A 20,097-nucleotide genomic window follows, 5' to 3' on the forward strand; every position below is an offset into this window, starting at 1 on the left:
CGTAGCTACCCGACGGCCCGCCCGGCCGCCGGGGGCGGGGCGGGCTTGCGGCGCGGCGGGAACACCTCGCCGGGGGTGGGAACCGGCCGCTCGGGGCGTGGCGGCTGCTTGGGCTGCGGAGCCGGCTTCGGCTGCTCCTCCCGCCCGCCGGCCAGCGCCAGCAGCCGGGTCCGGGGCGCGGGAGTCGTCGACAGCCGCCGGCGTACGGAGCGCTCCGCGACGCCCTGGGCCCGTTCCAGCAGCGCCGCGGCGACCGGATTGGCGCGCAGCGCGCGCAGGGCGGCGAGGTCGTCGGGCACCGGTTCGTAGCCGGCGGCCAGGGCGTCCTGCAGCAGCTCCAGGTAGCCGGAGAGGCTGCCGGGCAGGGCGCCCCGGTAGCGGGCCAGGTCCTCGAGGAGGAACGCTCTGAGCCGGCCCGCCTCCTGGACCGCTTCGTCCACCGACTGCGCGAGGCACAGGCAGTCCTGGACCTCCGCGGCCGCCAGGGGGGCCGGGGAGGACTGAAGGGCGTGGGCGAGGAGACGCCTGAGCACGTGCAGTTCAGCAGCGCTGAACGCCATGCCGCCGCGGGATCCGGAGGGCGTGGGCATGGGCCGAAGATACGCGCTAATCGGACAAAATCCCCTGAGGGTGAGCAATTACGGCGCGGCGGTTTCTTTCACGGCGCGGATGAAATCGGACCAGGCGGCCTGGGTCGTGGCGAGCACGAGGTGGGCGGGGTCGACGCGGTCGGCGACCTTGACGAGGGCTCCGGGGGCGGTGGCGACGTAGACGCAGGCGTCGCCCTCACTGCAGAACGAGGACTTCCGCCACGTGGGCTGAGCGGTCATGGTGTCTCCTCCGGGCAACGGTGGCCGGTAATTGCCGTCGAGGGGACGGTAACTCCGACACCGGCCCGGACCGATGAGTTTCCCTGAATTCGGTGTTTCGCCACTTCCCTCCGGGCGCCCGCGCCCGCGGACGGGCTAGAGCCGGGCCACGAAGGCCGAGACGGCTTGCTTCACGTCCGGCTCCGTCCAGGACAGGCCCGGTTCGGTGATCTCCAGTTCCGTCACCGCGAGACCCGGCGGCCCGTCGGGAGACCACCGGCGGAAGAGGACCGTGCCCGTCTCCTCCGCCAGCCGCAGGCCCGCCTCCGTCAGGCGGTCCGCCTCGTACGGCAGCCACACCTGGAACTGGTGCGTGTGCGGCTCCTCCGGGTGGATCCGGGCCCACGGGACCTCCGACTCCGCGAACGCCGAGCGCAGCGCCCCCGCCACCATCCGTGCCTGGGCGACGTACGACGGCAGCCGGGGCAGTTCCCGTTCCAGGCCGGCCAGCGCGGACAGGGCCTGCGGGAACTGGCGGAAGATCTGGCCGCCGTAGCGGTGGCGCCAGACCCGGGTCTCCTCCACGAACTCCCGCGCCCCGGCCAGGCAGGCCCCGCTCAGGCCGCCGAGCGACTTGTAGAAGGAGACGTACACCGAGTCCGCGAGCCCCGCGATCTCCGGCAGCGGGCGCCCGAAGTGGACGGTGGACTCCCACAAGCGGGCGCCGTCGAAGTGGACCACCGCCTCCCGCCCGCGGGCCGCCTCGACCAGTGCCTCCAGCTCCTCCCAGGCGGGGAGGAGGAAACCGGCGTCCCGCAGCGGCAGCTCCAGCATCAGCGTGCCGAAGGGTTCCCGGACCTCCGCGATCTCCGCGGGCGTCGGCTGGCGGGCCTCCGTCGTCGGGTGCACCACCCGCAGCCCGGAGACGCTGGACAGCGCGTCCCCCTCCCACCGCTCCGGATGGCTCATCGGGTGCAGCGCCACCACCGGGTTCCCGGTCCGGCCCGCCCAGCAGCGCAGCGCGATCTGCTGGGCCATCGTCCCGCTGGGGAAGAACGCCGCGTCCTGCGTGCCCAGCAGCTCCGCGACCCGGCGCTCCAGCTCCTCGACGATCCCGTCGCCGTACACGTCGGCCGGTCCGTCCATGGCGTACGGGGCTTCGGCGAGCCCGGCGAGCAGCTCCCCCACCGTGGGTTCGAGCAGGCTGCGCGACAGCCTGCGCTCGGCCCCGCGCCAGGCCGCCACCTGCCGCTTCGTACGTTCCGTCTGGTCACTGTCGTCGCTCATGGAGCCCGATCCTCGCCCTCGTCGTCGCCGTCCGGCCAATTGCCCCAGGAGCTAGCATGGCGGCGTATCGTCCGGTACCCCCCGCGGACTGGAACGGAAGGCCCTCCCCGCGTGAATCCATCACAGCAGCCACGCCCTGCCCGGCTCGCCGTCGGCGTCGTCGGAGCCGGCCGGGTCGGTCCGGCGCTGGCCCGTGCGCTCCAGCAGGCCGGGCACCGGCCCGTCGCCGTCTCCGGTGTGTCCGACGCGTCCGTTCGCCGGGCCGCGCGGATGCTGCCCGACGTGCCGCTCGTGCCGCCCGCGCAGGTGCTGGAGCGGGCCGATCTGGTGCTCCTCACCGTCCCCGACGACGCGCTGCCCTCCCTCGTGGAGGGCCTGGCCGAGACCGGTGCGATCCGCCCCGGCCAGCTCCTCGTGCACACCTCGGGCCGGTACGGGACGGCCGTGCTCGACCCGGCGCGCCGTGCGGGCGCGCTGCCGCTGGCCCTCCACCCCGCGATGACCTTCACCGGCACCGAGGTCGACGTGCAGCGGCTGGCCGGCTGCTCCTTCGGCGTCACCGCCCCCGAGGAGCTGCGGCTCGCCGCCGAGGCCCTGGTCATCGAGATGGGCGGGGAGCCCGAGTGGATCGCGGAGGAGAACCGTCCGCTCTACCACGCGGCCCTCGCCCTCGGCGCGAACCACCTGGTCACCCTGGTCGCCCAGTCGATGGAGCTGCTGGCCAAGGCCGGGGTCGAGCACCCCGACCGGATGCTCGGCCCGCTGCTCGGCGCGGCCCTCGACAACGCCCTGCGCTCCGGGGACGCCGCCCTGACCGGGCCGGTGGCCCGCGGGGACGCCGGTACGGTCGCCGCGCACGTCGCGGAACTGCGCAGGCACGCGCCGGGCACGGTCGCCGGATACCTGGCGATGGCCCGCACCACCGCCGACCGGGCCCTCGCGCACGGTCTGCTCAAGCCGGAACTCGCCGAGGACCTGCTCGGCGTGCTCGCCGACACGGACGCCGACGGGGGCCACGAGTGAACCGGCTGCTGCTCCACACCGCCGAGGAACTGCACGGCCTTCCGCGCGCCGGCCGCCGGGCCGTGGTGATGACGATGGGCGCCCTGCACGAGGGCCACGCCACCTTGATCCGTACCGCGCGCGAACAGGCCGGGCCGGGCGGCCAGGTCGTCGTCACCGTCTTCGTCAATCCGCTGCAGTTCGGGGCGAACGAGGACCTCGACCGCTATCCGCGCACCCTCGACGCCGATCTGCGGATCGCCGGAGGGGCGGGCGCCGACGCGGTGTTCGCCCCGGCCGTCGACGAGGTCTACCCGGGCGGCGACCCGCAGGTGCGGATCAGCGCCGGGCCGATGGGCGAGCGCCTCGAAGGGGCCACCCGCCCCGGCCACTTCGACGGGATGCTGACCGTCGTCGCCAAGCTCCTCCACCTCACCCGCCCCGACCTGGCCCTCTTCGGCCAGAAGGACGCCCAGCAACTGGCGCTGATCCGGCGGATGGTGACCGACCTGAACTTCCCCGTGGAAGTGGTCGGCGTCCCGACCGTCCGCGAGGAGGACGGGCTCGCGCTGTCGTCCCGCAACCGCTACCTCTCCCCCGTCGAGCGGCACACCGCCCTGGCCCTGTCCCGCGCCCTGTTCGCCGGGCAGGACCGGCTCGCGGCACAGGCGGCGCTGCGCGCCCGCGCCGAAGCCTCCCCGGCCAGTGACGAGCGGGCCACCGCCCTGGCCCGGCTCGGTGAGATCCGCGCCTCGGCCGACGCGCACGCCGTCTCGGCGGCGGGCGGGGGACTGCCGGACGCCGTACGGGCCGCCGCGCTGCACGTCCTGGAGGAGGCGGGCCGGCACGAGCCGCCGCTCGTGCTGGACTACCTGGCGCTGGTGGACCCTCAGGACTTCACCGAGGCCGGTCCCGGCTTCACCGGGAAGGCCGTGCTGGCCGTCGCCGCGAAGGTGGGCGCGACCCGGCTGATCGACAACATCCCATTGGAATTCGGAGCACACTCGTGAGCACCCCAGGCAGAGGCCCCGCAGGCAGCGACGGCGGAGACACGGCCGCGGGCACCGGCATACGGCTGCACGCGCCCGCCCCCGGCTGGTCCCTCGACGCCGATGTCGTGGTCGTCGGTTCCGGCGTGGCGGGCCTGACCGCGGCACTGCGCTGCGCCGCCGCGGGCCGCCGTACCGTCGTGGTCACCAAGGCCCGGCTCGACGACGGCTCCACCCGCTGGGCCCAGGGCGGCATCGCCGCGGCCCTCGGCGACGGCGACACCCCGGAGCAGCACCTCGACGACACCCTGGTCGCGGGCGCGGGCCTGTGCGACGAGGAGGCCGTGCGGCTGCTCGTCACCGAAGGCCCGGACGCGGTACGGCGGTTGATGGCCGCCGGTGCGGTCTTCGACACCTCCGCGGAGACCGGCGAGATAGAACTGACCCGGGAGGGCGGCCACCACCGCCGCCGGATCGCGCACGCGGGCGGCGACGCCACCGGTGCCGAGATCTCCCGGGCGCTCGTCGGGGCGGTCCAGGCCGCGGGCATCGAGACCGTCGAGAACGCACTCGTACTGGACCTGCTGCAGGACGCGCAGGGCCGTACCGCCGGTGTCACCCTGCACGTGATGGGCGAGGGCCAGCACGACGGCGTCGGCGCCGTCCACGCGCCCGCCGTGATCCTGGCGACCGGCGGCATGGGCCAGGTCTTCTCCGCCACCACCAATCCGTCGGTGTCCACCGGCGACGGCGTGGCGCTCGCGCTGCGCGCCGGCGCCGAGGTCTCCGACCTGGAGTTCGTGCAGTTCCACCCGACGGTGCTCTTCCTCGGCCCGGACGCCGAGGGGCAGCAGCCGCTGGTGTCGGAGGCGGTCCGCGGGGAGGGCGCGTACCTCGTCGACGCGGACGGCGTCCGCTTCATGCAGGGCCAGCACGAGCTGGCCGAGCTGGCCCCGCGCGACATCGTCGCCAAGGGCATCATGCGCCGCATGCAGGAGCAGGGCGCGCAGCACATGTACCTGGACGCCCGGCACTTCGGCGCCGAGATGTGGGAGCAGCGGTTCCCGACGATCCTCGCCGCCTGCCGCTCGCACGGCATCGACCCGGTGACCGAGCCGATTCCCGTCGCGCCCGCCGCGCACTACGCGTCCGGCGGCGTGCGGACCGACCTGCACGGCCGGACCACCGTCCGCGGCCTGTACGCCTGCGGTGAGGTCGCCTGCACCGGTGTGCACGGCGCGAACCGGCTCGCCTCGAACTCGCTGCTGGAGGGCCTGGTCTTCGCCGAGCGGATCGCCGACGACATCGCCGGGCAGCGCTTCGGCGGCAACGGCCCGGTCGTCCCGGTCCCGGCGACCGGCCCGCTGCAGCCCGCCGCGGCCCGGCACGAGATCCAGCGGATCATGACGCAGGGCGCGGGCGTGCTCCGCTCCGCCGACTCGCTGGCCGCGGCGGCCGAGGCCCTCGAAGGCCTGTACGCGGCCGCCCTGAACGACCTCGAAGCGCACGGCAAGACCGCCGAGCCGGGTGTGGACACCTGGGAGGCCACCAACCTGCTGTGCGTGGCACGCGTCCTGGTCGCCGCCGCGCAGCGGCGCGAGGAGACCCGCGGCTGCCACTGGCGCGAGGACCACCCGGACCGGGACGATGCCGACTGGCGGCGCCACCTCGTCGTCCGGCTCTCGGCGACCGAGAAGCGGGCCCTGGTCGTCGTCCCCACCGACTCCGCGGACTTCCCGTCCGTGCACCCCCTGAGCACCCCGAGCCTGGAGCAGTGACCGTGAGCACCCCCGAACTTCCCCTGATCGACCAGAACGACGGCGGCTGCGGCGACGACTGCGCCTGCGGTGACGGCGAGGAGAGCGGCCTGGACCCGGCGCTCGCCCAGCTGCTGGCCGACGCGGGCCTGGACCCCATCGAGGTCGAGGACATCGCGCACATGGCGCTCTCCGAGGACCTGGACGGCGGCGTGGACGTCACCACCGTCGCCACGGTGCCCGAGGAGGCCGAGGCGATCGCCGACTTCGTCGCGCGCGAGAACGGCGTCGTGGCCGGTCTGCGGATCGCCGAGGCCGTGTTCTCCGTGGTGTGCACGGAGGCCTTCGAGGTGGAGCGGCACGCGGAGGACGGCGACAGCGTCGAGGCCGGCCAGCTGCTGCTGTCGGTGCGCTCGCGCACCCGCGACCTGCTGACGGCGGAGCGCAGCGCGCTGAACATCCTGTGTCGGCTGTCCGGCATCGCGACCGCCACCCGCCGCTGGGCGGACGTGCTGGAGGGCACCGGGGCGAAGGTCCGCGACACCCGCAAGACCACGCCGGGCCTGCGCGCGCTGGAGAAGTACGCGGTGCGCTGCGGCGGCGGCGTCAACCACCGGATGTCGCTGTCGGACGCCGCGCTGGTCAAGGACAACCACGTGGTGGCCGCCGGCGGCGTCGCGCAGGCCTTCAAGGCCGTGCGGGAGGCCTTCCCGGAGGTCCCGATCGAGGTCGAGGTCGACACCATGGAGCAGATCGGCGAGGTCCTGGAGGCCGGCGCCGACCTGATCCTGCTGGACAACTTCACGGTCGAGCAGACCGCCGAGGCCGTGGCCCTGGTGGCCGGGCGCGCGGTGCTGGAGTCCTCGGGCCGCCTCACCCTGGACACCGCCCGGGCGTACGCGGCGACCGGCGTGGACTACCTGGCCGTCGGCGGGCTGACCCACTCCTCGCCGATCCTGGACATCGGCCTCGATCTGCGCGAGGCGGTGTAACCCGTGCTCCTCACCATCGACGTGGGCAACACCCACACGGTCCTGGGCCTGTTCGACGGTGACGAGATCGTCGAGCACTGGCGCATCTCGACCGACCCGCAGCGCACGGCCGACGAGATGGCCGTGCTCATGCAGGGGCTGATGGGCATGCACCCGATGCTCGGCAGCGAGCTCGGCGACGGGATCCACGGCATCGCGATCTGCTCGGCGGTGCCGTCGGTCCTGCACGAGCTCCGCGAGGTGACCCGCCGCTACTACGGCGACGTGCCCGCGGTGATCGTGGAGCCGGGCACCAAGACGGGCGTGCCGATCCTCATGGACAACCCCAAGGAGGTCGGCGCGGACCGCATCGTGAACGCGGTCGCGGTGGTCGAGCTCTACGGAGGCCCGGCGATCGTGGTCGACCTCGGTACGGCGACCACCTTCGACGCGGTGTCCGCGAAGGGCGAGTACGTGGGCGGGGTGATCTCCCCGGGCATCGAGATCTCGATGGACGCGCTCGGCGTACGGGGTGCCCAGCTGCGGAAGATCGAGCTGGCGCGGCCGCGCAACGTGATCGGGAAGTCCACGGTCGAGGCGATGCAGTCGGGCGTGGTCTACGGCTTCGCGGGGCAGATCGACGGGGTCGTGACCCGGATGGCGAAGGAGCTGGCCGGGCCGAACGGCGATCCGGACGACGTCCGCGTCATCGCGACGGGCGGGCTGGCGCCGATGGTGCTGGGCGAGTCCTCGGTGATCGACGACCACGAACCGTGGCTGACGCTAATCGGACTGCGACTGGTCTACGAGCGCAACGCGCCGAACTTCGCCTGAGCCGGTGGCCTGGCCGGCCGGCACGCGGTTTGGCTCCGCCCCCGCCTCCCGGTGCGGCGCCGCTGCCGGAGCTGGACTTGCCGGTTCCGCCGGGGCCGGGTGTGTGTCGGGGCGCTCCCCGCAGGGCGTCGAAGGCAAGGTGCCCCGGCCCTCCGACCCCCCGCCACGTTCGGCGCCCGAGGAGACGCTCCGGCGCGCGCCCGGCCCCACCCGCACCGGCGAAGCCTGCCGCCCCGGCCCCGCCCGAGCGGCGCAGCCAACCGGCGCCCGGCCCCGGCGCAGCCGGCCCGCTCACCAGCCACCAGCCACCAGCCCGGTCCAGTAGCCGGTGGCGGCTTAGCACGCCCGGGGGCGGCTCAGCATCCGGCGCAGGGCGGCGCGCCAGGGGTGACGGGCCGGGCGGCCCTCCACAACGGCCTTGACCTGCTCGTACGACCGGATCTCGCGCAGCACGGCGACGTCGTCGCGGCCGGGAGGCGGGGGCGTCGGGTCCCCGTGCTGGGAGGCCCGCCAGGTGTCTATGAGGTACTGCTCGATCGCGCTCATAGCTCTACCCTCACCCCGTCGGCGGCACCGCGCACGACAGTTGACGTTCCCCGTCAATCGACGGCTCCCCGCGGCCGCCCACCGGCAAACGATCACTCGTCCGGTCGCCGCGCCGGACCGCCCGCGGCCACTCGTACGGCCGCTCCGGCCGGCCCACCCCGCCGCCCCCGCGGTGGGCGGGACGACAGAATGGCCTGATGAGCGTCACCATCGACATCGCCGGACTTCCCGCAGAGCGGATCACCTTCGCGCCCTCCCCGCTCGCGGAGCTCTGCATGGCGCTGCACGCGCTCTCCCAGCCCGCCCATCACCCCGGGCTCGCCTCCTGGACCACCGCGACCGCCGCCGCGCTCGATCCGTGCCTCGCCGACCGGCTGCTGGAGGGCGAGTTCATGTGGCGGAGCTCCTTCTCCGACATCTTCATGGCCTTCGCCGGGATCGCGGGCGGGACCGGGGTGCCCGCCGGGACCCTGGCCGAGGAGCTCGACGTACTCGACCGGCTGGACGACGAGCAGTTCGTGATGGCCGCCCTGGAGCACTGCTGGCTGGCGCTCTACAACGAGGGCGGCGGCCCGTCCCCGCTCACGAACCCGGCGGCCCGGGCCAAGGCGCTGGAGGTGGCCGCCGCCCGCGGCCCCCACCAGCTGGAGTTCTCCGTACGCCTGCTGGACGACACCGCCGGCGTACGGGTGTGGATGCGCCGGCTCCTGGAGGACTGCGACGAGGCCTTCTTCGCGGAGACCTGGAAGCGCGTGGAGCCGGGGCAGAGCGCCGACGCCCGGCACAAGACCGAACTGCTGCGCCGCAAGGGACTGCCGGCCGCGCTGAGGGAGGTCTCGACGGCGCTGAGCGTCGACGAGGGCCTCACCACCATCACCGCCGACAAGATGGTCCACGGGGCGACGACCGCGACCGACCCCCGAATAGGCAGCGGCCTCGTCTTCGTGCCGACCAACTTCGGCTGGCCGCATCTGCTCGTGGTGCACGCACCGGGCTGGCGGCCGGTGGTCCACTATCCGCTCGGCACCCCCGAACTGGCCTCCGCGCCGGGATCGGTGGAGCTGCTCCAGCGGCGGATGGAGGCACTGGCCCATCCCATGCGGATGCTGCTGTGCCGGAGTCTGGCCCGGGCCCCGTACACGACGAGCGAGCTGGCGACCGTGTACGGGATCACCGCGCCGGAGGTGTCACGGCATCTGGCCGTCCTGAAGAAGGCCGGTCTGATGCACACGCGACGACAGGGCCGCTACGCACAGCACCAGTTGGACCTGGGGGCGGTCGCCCGCATCGGATCCGACTTCATCGAGGGCGTCCTGCGCTAGGTGGAACCGGCGGGCGATTGGCCGGATTCCATCGGCGCAGAGTCACCGATATGCGGAATTCATAAACCGAAAACAGCGAAAACTCTGGCCATGGTGGCCACTTGCTGTCTAACGTGCGCTCACTGTTTCCCCACCTGACGCACACCGATTCTGCGTTTCAGCTGCACCACGCTCTGCCTCGCCATGCCCTGCTGTGCCTTGCCGTGCCCAGATCCGCCCGCCCCGCCCGCCTTTGTCGTGGAAGGACCTTCATGCCCTCACGCCGTATAGCCGCAGCAACCGCCGCCCTGGCCGCAGCGGCCCTCGTCTCACCGCTGCTGCTCGCCGGACCGGCCGGAGCCACCGGGAGCCCGCAGAGCGACACCGCCCGCGGTGACGCGCTCGCCAAGAAGCTGGTCAAGGAAGCGACCGGCAAGGGCGCCTACAACCACCTCAAGGTCCTGCAGTCCCTGGCCGACTACAACAACGGCAACCGCGCGGCCGGTTCCAAGGGCCACGAGCAGTCGGCCAAGTACATCGAGGCCGTGATGAAGGCGGCCGGATACAAGGTCACCCGCAACGAGTTCGACTTCGTCTACGTCGAGACCATCGAGCAGAAGCTGACGGTGGGCGGCGCGAACGAGCGCGACGTACCGATCCACCTGATGACCTACACGGCGAGCTCCCCGGAGGGCGGTGTGACGGCCCCGGTCGCCGTCGCCCCGGTCGACGCGGACGGGACGAACGGCTGCGAGCCCGGCGACTTCGCCTCCGGCACCTTCACCGGCAAGATCGCCCTGGTCAAGCGCGGCGGCTGCACCTTCGCGGTGAAGCAGCAGAACGCGGCGGCCGCCGGCGCGGTCGGCGCGATCATCTACAACAACACCGCGGGCGCCCTGAACGGCACCATCGGCGACCCGACCGCGGGCAAGGTCCCGACGGGCGGCATCACCCAGGAGGACGGCGAGAAGCTCGCCGCCGAGGCCGCCGCCGGTCCGGTCGAGGTCACCCTCGACATCCGCGAGCTGCGCGAGAACCGCAAGACGTTCAACGTCATCGCCGAGACCAAGGGCGGCGACGAGAACAACACCGTCTTCCTCGGCGCGCACCTCGACTCGGTCGCGGCCGGCCCGGGCATCAACGACAACGGCTCCGGCTCGGCGGGTATCCTCCAGGTCGCCCAGCGGCTCGCGAGCGAGCAGAAGAAGGTCAAGAACAAGGTCAAGTTCGCCTGGTGGTCGGCGGAGGAGTTCGGCCTGCTCGGCTCGGAGGCGTACGTCGCCGGGCTGACGGACGAGCAGAAGAAGCAGATCAAGCTCTACCTCAACTTCGACATGATCGCCTCGCCGAACTCCGCGTACTTCGTCTACGACGGCGACGACTCGGACGCCACCGGCGCGGGCCCCGGCCCGGCCGGTTCCGCCCAGCTGGAGAAGGGGATCACCGACTTCCTCGACTCGAAGAAGATCCCGCACGAGGGCACGGACTTCTCCGGCCGCTCGGACTACGGCCCGTTCATCGAGGTCGGCATCCCGTCCGGCGGCACCTTCACCGGCGCCGAGGGCATCAAGACCCCGGAGCAGGCCGCGAAGTTCGGCGGCCAGGCGGGCGTCGCCTACGACGTGAACTACCACGGCAAGGGTGACGACATCACCAACATCGACCAGAAGGCGCTCGACATCAACGTCGACGTCATCGCGGACGCGGTCGGCCACTACGCGCACGACCTGGCCCCGCTGTCGAAGCCGGTCACCTCGCAGCCGACCCCCGGCGGCGGCAGCGGCGGCGGCCTGCACGAGGGCCACGACGAGGTCACGCAGTAGAAGCTCCCCGAATCGTCAGGCGCGGCTGATCACCAGCCGCGCCTGACGGCTTGCGCCGCAATCCAGCCCCGCCCGGCCAAATCCAGCCCCGCCGGCGTTCGAGGCGTGGAGGCCCCCGGACGGAGTTCGGGGGAGGGTCTGGGGCGGAGCCCCAGCAACGGCGCCGCAGGTCCGCGTCAGCCGCCCGCCCCACCCCAAGCCCTGATCCCGACCGGCTGGCAGAGCCACAGGAAGTCGCCGAGCCCGCCGCGTGCGGTGAGCTCGGCGGCTTCTCCGGCGGACGCCAGCGCCCGCACGTACGCCGCCGGATCCGCAGAGGCCAGCGCCAGCGCGGGCCGGGCGCCCGAGACGCCGAGTGCGGTGAGCGCCTGGCGCTGGGTCAGCAGGACCGCGTCCGGCCCCGCACAGGAGTCCAGCGCCACGTGCGCGGTGACGTCGCAGCTGCCGTCCGGGACGGGCGGGACCTCCCGGCCCGCCCGGAAGCCCGTCAGGGTGCCGTACGGCGGCCTCGCGGCGCGGGTGTGGGCGTAGTCCACCGCCACCGCCAGCCCCCGCTCCAGGCTCGCCACGGCCGCCGCCCAGGCCTCGTCGCGCGCCCGGCCGATCTCCGCGCGGCCGATCTCCGCACCGCTGGCCTCCGCCCGGCCGGTCTCCGCACCGCCGTCCTCCGCCCGGCCGGCCTCCGCACCGCCGTCCTCCCCGCCGCCGGGCCACCACCGCTCCAGCCAGGCCCGGTCCGCGCCGTCCAGCGGGCCGCCGGGGCTCTCCGTACCGTCCGGGGCCACCAGGACGTAGCGCCCGTCCTCCGCGATCTCCAGCGGCACGTTGTCCAGCCACTCGTTGGCGAAGAGCAGCCCCGTCGCCCGTTCGGGTGGGGCCGCGACCCAGCGGATCCGCGGATCGAGCCCCGGGGGCCGCTCCGCGCGCTCCACGGCGTACGGGATCACCCGCGCGGCCGTCTCCGGGTCCAGCGCGGCCAGCACCCCGGCCAGCAGCTCCCCGCGCCCGGCCCCGACGTCGACCAGGTCCAGCGCCTGCGGGTGCCCGAGCTCCGCGTCCACCCACCGCAGCAGCCGGGCCACGGCTCCCGCGTACAGCGTGGAGGCGTGCACCGAGGTGCGGAAGTGTCCGGCGGGCCCGGGCCCGCCCGGGCGCACGTAGAAGCCGCCGGGCCCGTACAGGGCGGCGTCCATCGCGTCGCGCCACCGGACCGGAGTCGCATGTCCCACCTGGGTGCTCACCCCACAAAGATTAGGTTCACCCTCCACCTTGGGGAGTACGCCCCTGTTGCCAGGTTCGAACCTCTGGTTGACTCCAGCACCTATCACCGTTCCCTACTCTGGGTTACGTGCAGCGCCTCTACGACTTCCTCCGCAGACACCCGACGGGCGTCGACAGCTTCTGGGCTGTCCTCTTCTTCGGGGTCTCGATGCTGAACGTCGTGGGTGAGCCCGACATCGGCAAGCCCCTGAAGGTCGCCGCCGTCCCCGTGGTGATCGCGCTGAGCACGGCCGTGGCCCTGCGCCGCAAGTGGACGCAGGCCATGTTCTGGCTCACCCTCGGGGCGGGCGTCTTCCAACTGCTCATGGGGATCGTCGCCGGGGTCTACGACCTCGCGATGTTCGTGATCCTCTTCACGGTCGCCGCGAGCGAGGTCCCGCGCTGGGTCTCCCGCGCCGCGCTGGGCTGGGGGCTGGCCGCCGCGCCGCTGTACTTCGTGCGCTTCGGCGTGGACAAGGGCAGCAACACCGTCGACAACGTCCTCTTCGCCGTCTTCATGATCATCCCCTTCGTGCTGGCCTGGGTGCTGGGCGACTCCCTGCGCACCCGCCGGGCCTACTACGCCCAGCTGATCGAGCGGAACCAGCGGCTGGAGAAGGAGCGCGAGGCCCAGGCCAAGGTGGCCGTGGCCGGCGAGCGCGCCAGGATCGCCCGCGAGCTGCACGACGTCGTCGCGCACAACGTCTCCGTGATGGTGGTCCAGGCGGACGGGGCGGCGTACGTCATGGACGTGGCCCCCGAGCAGGCCAAGGAGGCCCTCCAGACCATCTCCGGCACCGGCCGCCAGGCCCTCGCCGAGATGCGCCGGCTGCTGGGCGTCCTGCGCACCGGCGAGCCGCAGGAGTCCGAGGACTACGTGCCGCAGCCCGATGTCGAACAGATCGAGGTCCTGGTCGAGCAGGTACGGGCGGCCGGGCTCGCGGTGGACTTCGAGGTCGAGGGCGCGCCGCGGCGGCTGCCCAGCGGGGTCGAGCTGACGGCGTATCGGATCGTGCAGGAGGCACTGACCAACACCCGCAAACACGGCGGCCCCGAGGCGAAGGCCAGCGTCCGGCTGGTCTACTTCGACGACGGGCTCGGCCTGCTGGTCGAGGACGACGGCCGGGGCGCGGCCCACGAGCTGTACGAGGACGGCGGCGCGGACGGCGCCGGGCACGGGCTGATCGGCATGCGCGAGCGGATCGGTATGGTCGGCGGAACCCTGGACGCGGGCCCGCGTCCCGGCGGCGGCTTCCGGATCAGCGCACTGCTTCCCCTGAAGAAGAGATGACGAGGACGAGGTAACTGATGTCCATCCGAGTGATGCTGGTCGACGACCAGGTGCTGCTGCGCACCGGCTTCCGGATGGTGCTCGCCGCCCAGCCGGACATGGAGGTCGTCGCCGAGGCGGGCGACGGCCTGGAGGCGCTGGAGGTGCTGCGGGCCACGAAGGTGGACGTGGTGCTGATGGACGTCCGCATGCCGAGGCTGGACGGTGTCGAGGCGACGCGGCGGATCTGCGAGCCGGCGGAGCACCCGAAGGTCATCATCCTGACCACCTTCGACCTGGACGAGTACGCCTTCTCCGGCCTGAAGGCCGGTGCGAGCGGCTTCATGCTGAAGGACGTCCCGCCGGCCGAACTGCTGGGGGCCATCCGCTCGGTGCACAGCGGGGACGCGGTGGTCGCCCCGTCCACGACGCGGAGGCTGCTGGACCGCTTCGCGCCGATGCTGCCGACGACCACGCAGGAGCCGCAGAACAAGGACATCGAGCGGCTGACGGAGCGCGAGCGCGAGGTCATGCTGCTGGTGGCCCAGGGGCTGTCGAACGGGGAGATCGCGGCCCGGCTGGTCCTCTCGGAGGCGACCGTGAAGACGCACGTGGGCCGCATCCTGACCAAGCTGGGGCTGCGCGACCGGGTCCAGGTGGTGGTCCTGGCGTACGAGACGGGCCTGGTCCGCGCGGGCGGCGGAGCCGCGTAGTCCGGCCCGCACGGCGTTCTCCCCGGGCTGCCGGCCCGGGGAGAACGCCGTGCGTGCGCGGGTGGGCGGCGGGGGTCAGCGGATGACGAACTCGCAGCCCGATCCGGCGGGAACGGTGTCGAGGGCCGCCTGGTCGGCCACGAGGATGTCGAAGCCGGAACCGCACGTGATCCGGTCGAAGCCGCCGTTCTTGCTGACGAGGGTGTCGTTGCCGCCGCCGCCCTCGAAGGTGGTGGTGCTGCCGGTGTTGGCGTTCCAGCCGTCGGAGTCGGTGAGCCGGTCGGCGGCGGTGCCGCCGATCAGCCGGTCCTCGCCCGGTCCGCCGTCCATGTCGGACGGAACCGGGGTGTTGTTGGTGGCGACGTCGTTCCCGTTGCCCAGGGCGGCCTGGATGCGGGTCAGCCCGGTGAGCACACCACAGCGGACGGCGTTGGGTCCCTGCTGGACACAGCCGGGGCCGGCCGTGATCGTGCTCGTCGAGTCGGTGACGTTGACTACGCCGCCGCTCCCGATGCTGAAGGTCACGGTGTTCTGCTCGCCGGGCAGGGCCGCGAAGCGGACCTCGCCGCCCGACCGCATCACGAACGAGGGGTCGGCGGCCGCGGGGCCCGCGAAGGCCATCGTCATCGCGAGCGCCGCCGCGGCGGGAGCGGCCAGTCGTGCCACGCGCAGGAACCGTGAGGTGTTCGGGTTCATCAGTGCTGTCCCTTTGGGTTGTTGACGGCGGATCAGGTCGAGGATCCGTCGCCCCCTTCGCTACCCGGAGTCACCGATGGGCTCTTCCTTTCATCACACAGTTACCTCGTGTGCCGCAGCCGTCCCCCCGTCCGGCTCACGCGTCCGGCTCACGCGTCCGGCTCACGCGCCCGGCTCACGCGTCCGGCTCCGTCATCCAGCGGTCCGGACGGGCCGACGCACGGGAGGTGCGGGCGCGGACGGCCTGGGCGGCCAGCAGGGCGGCGGCCTCGTCCGCCGCGCGCAGCCGGGCCGTGACCGTGCCGTTCGCGCCGGTGTCCACGTGTACGTCGGCCAGGCCGCGGGCGCGGGCCCACGGGCCCTGGGTGAGGCGGACGCTCTGCGCCTTGGCGTGCGGGACGATCTCCGTACGGCGGCACAGGCGGCCGTGCCGGGCGGCGAACACCTCCGGGGAGACGGCCAGCGCGTAGCCCTTCCACCACACCGGGACCACCCAGCGCGAGCCGACGCGAGGGGAGCCCGAGAAGGACAGGGCCGCCAGGTCCACCCCGGGCAGCACCCGGGCGATCACCGCGTACGCGGCGGCCCGCGAGGCCACCGGGACCAGGACCTCGTTCTTCGAGCCCGCCACGGCCAGCTCCACGCGGACCCGGCCGCGCCGCCGCCACAGCAGCGGCTCCACGATCCGTACGGTCTGCACGCGACCCGGCGGCACGGTCTCGTGGGCCCGGTCCAGCATGCCGTGGTCCAGGCGCAGCCCGTCCGGGGACTCCGCGACCCGCCAGTCGTACTCCGCGAGGAAGCGGCCCGCGGTGGCCGCCCAGAGCGCGCCGAGCAGCGGGAGCAGGGCGACGACGGCCGCCCACGGGCTGGAGCTGAACCACCACACGGCCACCGGCCCGACGACCCCGGCCGCGAGCGCCGCCAGGACGCCGAGGCTGAGCAGCAGCGACACGGCGAGCTCGCGCGGGCTCACGCGCAGCAGCTCCCGGTCGGGGGCCTCGCCGAGGCGCACCGCCTCCTCGGGGGCGAAGCCGGCCGCGCGGGCGAGGAGTTCGGCACGCAGGGCGACGGCCTCCTTCTCGCCGAGGAAGGACAGCTGGTCCTTGTCGTCGGTGCCGATGACGTCGAGGCGCAGGCTGGCGACGCCGGTCAGCCGGGCCAGCAGGGGGCGGGTGACGTCCACGGCCTGGAGGCGGTCGAGGCGGATGTGCGCGGTGCGGCGGAAGAGCAGCCCGGTGCGGATGCGCAGTTCGGTGTCGGTCACGGCGTAGTGGGTGAACCACCAGCTCAGGAAGCCGTACGCGGCGAAGACGAGGACGACGCCGGCCAGCGCCAGCAGCCGCAGGAGGACGGACAGGTCCGCCATCCACTTCTGGGCCTGGTCGCCCTGCTGGGCGATCACGCCGACGGTCGCGGCGATCGGCACCCAGGCGCGGCGCAGCGGCGTGAAGGGGTGCAGCCGCCGTCCGCCCGCGGCGGGCTCGGCGGCGGGGGCGGCCGTGGAGGTGGAGGTGGGGGTGGGAGTACGCGGGTCCTCGCCCGTCGGGCCGGAGGTCACAGGCCCGCCGACCTTGCCTCGCCGAGGGCGGTGAGGCGGTCGCGCAGCCGCTCCGCCTCGGCCGGCGCCAGGCCCGGGATCTTGGCATCGGTGGCCGCCGCCGCCGTGTGCAGCTGTACGGAGGCCAGCCCGAAGCGCCGCTCCAGCGGGCCCGAGGTGACCTCGACCAGCTGCATCCGCCCGTACGGGACCACGGTCTGCTCCTGCCACAGCACGCCCCTGCTGATCAGCAGGTCGTCCGCGCGCTCGGCGTACCGCCAGGACCGCCAGTTCCGCCCGAGCAGCACCCAGCCCCAGACCAGGGCGGCGAGCCACGGCACCCCGAGGAACGCCCACCACGGGCCGACCGCCAGCCCCAGTACGACGGCGGTCACGACCGCGAACCCCGTCGTCCAGATCACCAGCAGCAGCCGCCGCAGAGTGAGCAGCCCGCCCGGCAGCCCCACCCACACGGGCCCACCCGTCTCACCCTCTGTCCCCGTATCCATGCCTTCAGCGTAGGGGGGTGGCTTGCCGCTCAGGCCGGGCTCGCGATCCGGCCCGAGCTACAGGCCACCCCCTTCGGCTGAGACAATGCCCGCATGACGGAGACCACGGTCGGCATCGGCGGAGCGGCGGAGAGCACCGACATGGTGCTCAACATCGGCCCCCAGCACCCTTCCACGCACGGCGTGCTGCGCCTGCGCCTCGTCCTGGACGGCGAGCGGATCGTCAGCGCCGAGCCCGTGGTCGGCTATATGCACCGCGGCGCCGAGAAACTCTTCGAGGCCCGTGACTACCGGCAGATCGTGATGCTCGCGAACCGCCACGACTGGCTGTCCGCGTTCTCCAACGAGCTCGGCGTGGTCATGGCCGTCGAGCGGATGCTCGGCATGGAGGTCCCCGAGCGGGCCGTGTGGATGCGGACCCTGCTCGCCGAGCTGAACCGGGTGCTGAACCACCTGATGTTCCTCGGCTCGTACCCCCTCGAACTGGGTGGAATCACCCCGATCTTCCATGCGTTCCGCGAGCGCGAGGAGCTCCAGGCCGTCATGGAGGAGATCTCCGGCGGCCGCATGCACTACATGTTCAACCGCGTCGGCGGCCTCAAGGAGGACCTGCCGGCCGGCTGGCTCGGCCGGGCCCGCGCCGCGATCGCCGACGTCAACACCCGCATGCACGTCTACGACGACCTGGTGCGCGGCAACGAGATCTTCCGTGCCCGTACGCGCGGCGTCGGGGTCCTGTCCGCCGAGGCGGTGCACGCGTACGGGGTCTCCGGTCCGATCGCCCGCGCCTCCGGCGTCGACTTCGACCTGCGCCGCGACGAGCCGTACCTGGCCTACGGCGAGCTGCAGGACGTCCTCAAGGTCGTCACCCGCACCGAGGGCGACTGCCTGGCCCGCTTCGAGTGCCTGCTGGAGCAGACCCACAACGCGCTCGACCTGGCCGTGGCCTGTCTGGACCGGATGGCGGAGCTGCCGCCGGGGCCGGTCAACCAGCGGCTGCCCAAGGTCCTGAAGGCGCCCGAGGGCCACACGTACGCCTGGACCGAGAACCCGCTCGGCATCAACGGCTACTACCTCGTCTCGAAGGGCGAGAAGACCCCGTACCGGCTGAAGCTGCGCAGCGCCTCGTACAACAACATCCAGGCCCTGGCCGTGCTGCTGCCGGGGCAGCTCGTGGCGGACATGGTGGCGATCCTGGGCTCGCTCTTCTTCGTCGTCGGGGACATCGACAAGTAGAGGCCGCGCGAGCGGGCCCTTCGGCGGCAGACTGGGTGGTCCGCAGTCCGACGAGGAGGTCGCCCGTGCCCGTCCCGATCATCATCGACTGCGACCCCGGGCACGACGACGCACTGGCGATCATGCTGGCGGCGGCGAACCCGGCGGTCGATCTGCTCGCCATCACCACGGTCGCCGGCAACCAGACGCTGGAGAAGACCTCCCTCAACGCCCGCCGGGTGTGCACCGTCGCCGGGATCACGGACGTGCCCATCGCCGCCGGGTGCGACCGGCCGCTGCTCCAGCGGCTGGCCGTCGCGGACGACGTGCACGGCGAATCCGGAATGGACGGACCGCAGTTCCCGGAACCCACGGTCGACCTGGTCCCCGAGCACGCGGTGGAACTCATCCACCGGATCCTCGTGGAACACCCGGAGCCGGTCACCCTGGTCCCCACCGCCCCGCTGACCAACATCGCCCTGCTGCTGACCCGCTACCCCGACAGCGCCGCGCGCATCCGCGAGATCGTGCTGATGGGGGGCTCCACGGAGCGGGGCAACCGCACCCCGGCGTCCGAGTTCAACATCCACACCGACCCGGAGGCCGCGGACATCGTCTTCCGCAGCGGGGTACCCGTGACCATGTGCGGGCTCAACGTCACCCACCAGGCCCTGGCCACGCCCGAGGTCCTGGCCCGCTTCGAGGGCCTGGGCACCGAACTCGGCGACATCTGCGCCGGATTGCTGGCCTACTTCGCGTCGACCTACAGCCGGCTGTGGAACATGCCCCACCCGCCGCTGCACGACCCCGTCGCGGTGGCCCGCGTGATCGACCCGGCCGTGGTGGAGTGCGTGGAGGCGAACGTCACCGTGGAACTGCACGGCCGGTACACGCGCGGGGCCACCGTCGTGGACCTCCACCGGTACCTGGACCGCCCGGTCAACGCGAAGGTCGCCGTGACCCTCGACGCCGGGCTCTTCTGGGACCACATGGTCGACGCCGTCGCGGCCCTCGGCAGGTCCCGCCCGTGAGCGGCCGGGACAGCGGGCGCAAAGATCGGCCGCCCGCCCGGCATCGACCCCGACCTGTCGGCCCGCCGCTTCGCCGCCGGCCGCGGCGGCTACTGCTACCACTTCAACGGCGGCAGGGACGCGGCTGGCCAGTCCCGGAGTCGCACTGCTCCTCGAAGCCCTCGGCTACGAGGCGACCAGGCACTCCGGCGGCGTGTGCGGCGATCCCGCCTCCCGCGAGGTCAGCGGCGGGCACCTCACCCTGACCGTCCGCGTCGACGGGAGCGAGTACGGGGTGGACGCCGGGATCGGCGACGGCCCGTACGAGCCGCTGCCGCGACGCGGAGGGCGCGGACGTGCTGCGCGGCCGCATCCTGACCCGGCTCGACTCCGCGAAGGGGACCAGCGAGCGGGAACTGGCCGACGAGGACGAGCTCTTCGAGGTCATCGGGAGCGTCTTCGGGCGGGACCTGGACGACCTGACCGCCGCCGACCGGGCGGCGCTGTGGGCCCGGGTGCGGCAGGCCCACGGGGCGTGGCTCGCCGCCCGGCAGGGCTGATGTCG

The 20,097-nt window shown here is 73.2% G+C and carries 20 protein-coding genes and 1 pseudogene; 13 read left to right on the forward strand and 8 right to left on the reverse strand.

Translation table 11 applies throughout. The annotated features are described in order from the left end of the window. Window positions 1-5: 5 nt before the first annotated feature. The 3 genes from RIU97_RS17865 to RIU97_RS17875 all read right to left on the reverse strand — a co-directional run bounded on the left by RIU97_RS17865 (window position 6) and on the right by RIU97_RS17875 (window position 2,096). On the reverse strand, window positions 6-590 hold the full coding sequence (locus RIU97_RS17865; RefSeq protein WP_404957924.1) for a hypothetical protein: 585 nt from the start codon (window positions 588-590) through the stop codon (window positions 6-8). Window positions 591-638: 48 nt separating this feature from the next. Next, window positions 639-830 (reverse strand): DUF397 domain-containing protein, encoded by a 192-nt coding sequence (locus RIU97_RS17870; protein ID WP_404957926.1) that lies wholly within the window; start codon window positions 828-830, stop codon window positions 639-641. A gap of 135 nt (window positions 831-965) precedes the next feature. Then, window positions 966-2,096: a threonine aldolase family protein gene (locus tag RIU97_RS17875; RefSeq protein ID WP_404957928.1), complete on the reverse strand. Its 1,131-nt coding sequence runs from the start codon at window positions 2,094-2,096 to the stop codon at window positions 966-968. Window positions 2,097-2,207: 111 nt separating this feature from the next. On the opposite strand from RIU97_RS17875, the gene RIU97_RS17880 reads away from it, so the two are divergent. Genes RIU97_RS17880 through RIU97_RS17900 form a run of 5 tightly spaced genes read left to right on the forward strand, consistent with a single transcriptional unit; the run spans window position 2,208 to window position 7,649 of the window. Then, complete coding sequence (locus RIU97_RS17880) at window positions 2,208-3,119, forward strand: Rossmann-like and DUF2520 domain-containing protein (RefSeq protein WP_404957930.1); 912 nt, start codon at window positions 2,208-2,210, stop codon at window positions 3,117-3,119. Beyond that, the gene (gene panC, locus RIU97_RS17885; protein WP_404957932.1) at window positions 3,116-4,108 is read left to right on the forward strand and encodes a pantoate--beta-alanine ligase; all 993 of its coding nucleotides are present in this window, start codon (window positions 3,116-3,118) and stop codon (window positions 4,106-4,108) included. Before RIU97_RS17880 ends, panC begins: the two co-directional genes overlap by 4 nt. Then, window positions 4,105-5,865: an L-aspartate oxidase gene (locus RIU97_RS17890; RefSeq protein WP_404957934.1), complete on the forward strand. Its 1,761-nt coding sequence runs from the start codon at window positions 4,105-4,107 to the stop codon at window positions 5,863-5,865. Before panC ends, RIU97_RS17890 begins: the two co-directional genes overlap by 4 nt. Window positions 5,866-5,867: 2 nt before the next feature. Next, on the forward strand, window positions 5,868-6,836 hold the full coding sequence (nadC, locus tag RIU97_RS17895) for a carboxylating nicotinate-nucleotide diphosphorylase (protein WP_404957936.1): 969 nt from the start codon (window positions 5,868-5,870) through the stop codon (window positions 6,834-6,836). 3 nt (window positions 6,837-6,839) lie between these two features. Next, complete coding sequence (locus RIU97_RS17900; RefSeq protein WP_404957938.1) at window positions 6,840-7,649, forward strand: type III pantothenate kinase; 810 nt, start codon at window positions 6,840-6,842, stop codon at window positions 7,647-7,649. Between the two features lie 336 nt (window positions 7,650-7,985). On the opposite strand, the gene RIU97_RS17905 is transcribed toward RIU97_RS17900, so the two are convergent. Then, the gene (locus RIU97_RS17905) at window positions 7,986-8,195 is read right to left on the reverse strand and encodes a hypothetical protein (protein WP_404957940.1); all 210 of its coding nucleotides are present in this window, start codon (window positions 8,193-8,195) and stop codon (window positions 7,986-7,988) included. Between the two features lie 197 nt (window positions 8,196-8,392). On the opposite strand from RIU97_RS17905, the gene RIU97_RS17910 reads away from it, so the two are divergent. Together RIU97_RS17910 and RIU97_RS17915 are read left to right on the forward strand one after the other, a co-directional pair. Next, complete coding sequence (locus RIU97_RS17910) at window positions 8,393-9,517, forward strand: DUF5937 family protein (RefSeq protein WP_404957942.1); 1,125 nt, start codon at window positions 8,393-8,395, stop codon at window positions 9,515-9,517. A gap of 251 nt (window positions 9,518-9,768) precedes the next feature. Continuing rightward, entirely contained in the window at window positions 9,769-11,319 is a 1,551-nt protein-coding gene (locus tag RIU97_RS17915) for a M28 family metallopeptidase (RefSeq protein WP_404957944.1), read from the forward strand. A 176-nt stretch (window positions 11,320-11,495) separates the two neighbouring features. On the opposite strand, the gene RIU97_RS17920 is transcribed toward RIU97_RS17915, so the two are convergent. Continuing rightward, entirely contained in the window at window positions 11,496-12,512 is a 1,017-nt protein-coding gene (locus RIU97_RS17920) for an SAM-dependent methyltransferase (RefSeq protein ID WP_404962872.1), read from the reverse strand. Between the two features lie 155 nt (window positions 12,513-12,667). Between RIU97_RS17920 and RIU97_RS17925 the strand changes: the two genes are divergently transcribed. Further along, window positions 12,668-13,870 (forward strand): sensor histidine kinase, encoded by a 1,203-nt coding sequence (locus tag RIU97_RS17925; RefSeq protein ID WP_404957946.1) that lies wholly within the window; start codon window positions 12,668-12,670, stop codon window positions 13,868-13,870. Between the two features lie 17 nt (window positions 13,871-13,887). Beyond that, window positions 13,888-14,562, forward strand: coding sequence for a response regulator (locus RIU97_RS17930; RefSeq protein ID WP_404957949.1), 675 nt, complete (start codon window positions 13,888-13,890; stop codon window positions 14,560-14,562). A gap of 75 nt (window positions 14,563-14,637) precedes the next feature. Here RIU97_RS17930 and RIU97_RS17935 read toward each other — a convergent pair whose 3' ends face one another. The 3 genes from RIU97_RS17935 to RIU97_RS17945 all read right to left on the reverse strand — a co-directional run bounded on the left by RIU97_RS17935 (window position 14,638) and on the right by RIU97_RS17945 (window position 17,307). Then, window positions 14,638-15,258: a hypothetical protein gene (locus RIU97_RS17935; RefSeq protein WP_404957951.1), complete on the reverse strand. Its 621-nt coding sequence runs from the start codon at window positions 15,256-15,258 to the stop codon at window positions 14,638-14,640. Between the two features lie 175 nt (window positions 15,259-15,433). Continuing rightward, complete coding sequence (locus tag RIU97_RS17940) at window positions 15,434-16,819, reverse strand: PH domain-containing protein (RefSeq protein WP_404957953.1); 1,386 nt, start codon at window positions 16,817-16,819, stop codon at window positions 15,434-15,436. Further along, window positions 16,816-17,307, reverse strand: a complete 492-nt coding sequence (locus RIU97_RS17945) for a PH domain-containing protein (protein WP_404957955.1) — start codon at window positions 17,305-17,307, stop codon at window positions 16,816-16,818. The genes RIU97_RS17940 and RIU97_RS17945 overlap by 4 nt, the downstream gene beginning before the upstream one ends. Window positions 17,308-17,400: 93 nt before the next feature. Between RIU97_RS17945 and RIU97_RS17950 the strand changes: the two genes are divergently transcribed. The 4 genes and pseudogenes from RIU97_RS17950 (at window position 17,401) to RIU97_RS17965 (ending at window position 20,092) form a co-directional block, all read left to right on the forward strand. Then, the gene (locus RIU97_RS17950) at window positions 17,401-18,543 is read left to right on the forward strand and encodes an NADH-quinone oxidoreductase subunit D (RefSeq protein WP_361752564.1); all 1,143 of its coding nucleotides are present in this window, start codon (window positions 17,401-17,403) and stop codon (window positions 18,541-18,543) included. 65 nt (window positions 18,544-18,608) lie between these two features. Further along, a complete protein-coding gene (locus RIU97_RS17955; protein ID WP_404957957.1) occupies window positions 18,609-19,553 on the forward strand; it encodes a nucleoside hydrolase in 945 nt (314 codons plus the stop codon). 193 nt (window positions 19,554-19,746) lie between these two features. Then, window positions 19,747-19,833: pseudogene (locus RIU97_RS17960) on the forward strand (hypothetical protein); the annotation flags it as partial. Between the two features lie 55 nt (window positions 19,834-19,888). Next, the gene (locus RIU97_RS17965) at window positions 19,889-20,092 is read left to right on the forward strand and encodes a hypothetical protein (RefSeq protein ID WP_404963119.1); all 204 of its coding nucleotides are present in this window, start codon (window positions 19,889-19,891) and stop codon (window positions 20,090-20,092) included. Window positions 20,093-20,097 lie beyond the last annotated feature (5 nt).

The sequence above is a fragment of the Streptomyces sp. 147326 genome (assembly GCF_045000215.1).
GTDB lineage: Bacteria > Actinomycetota > Actinomycetes > Streptomycetales > Streptomycetaceae > Streptomyces.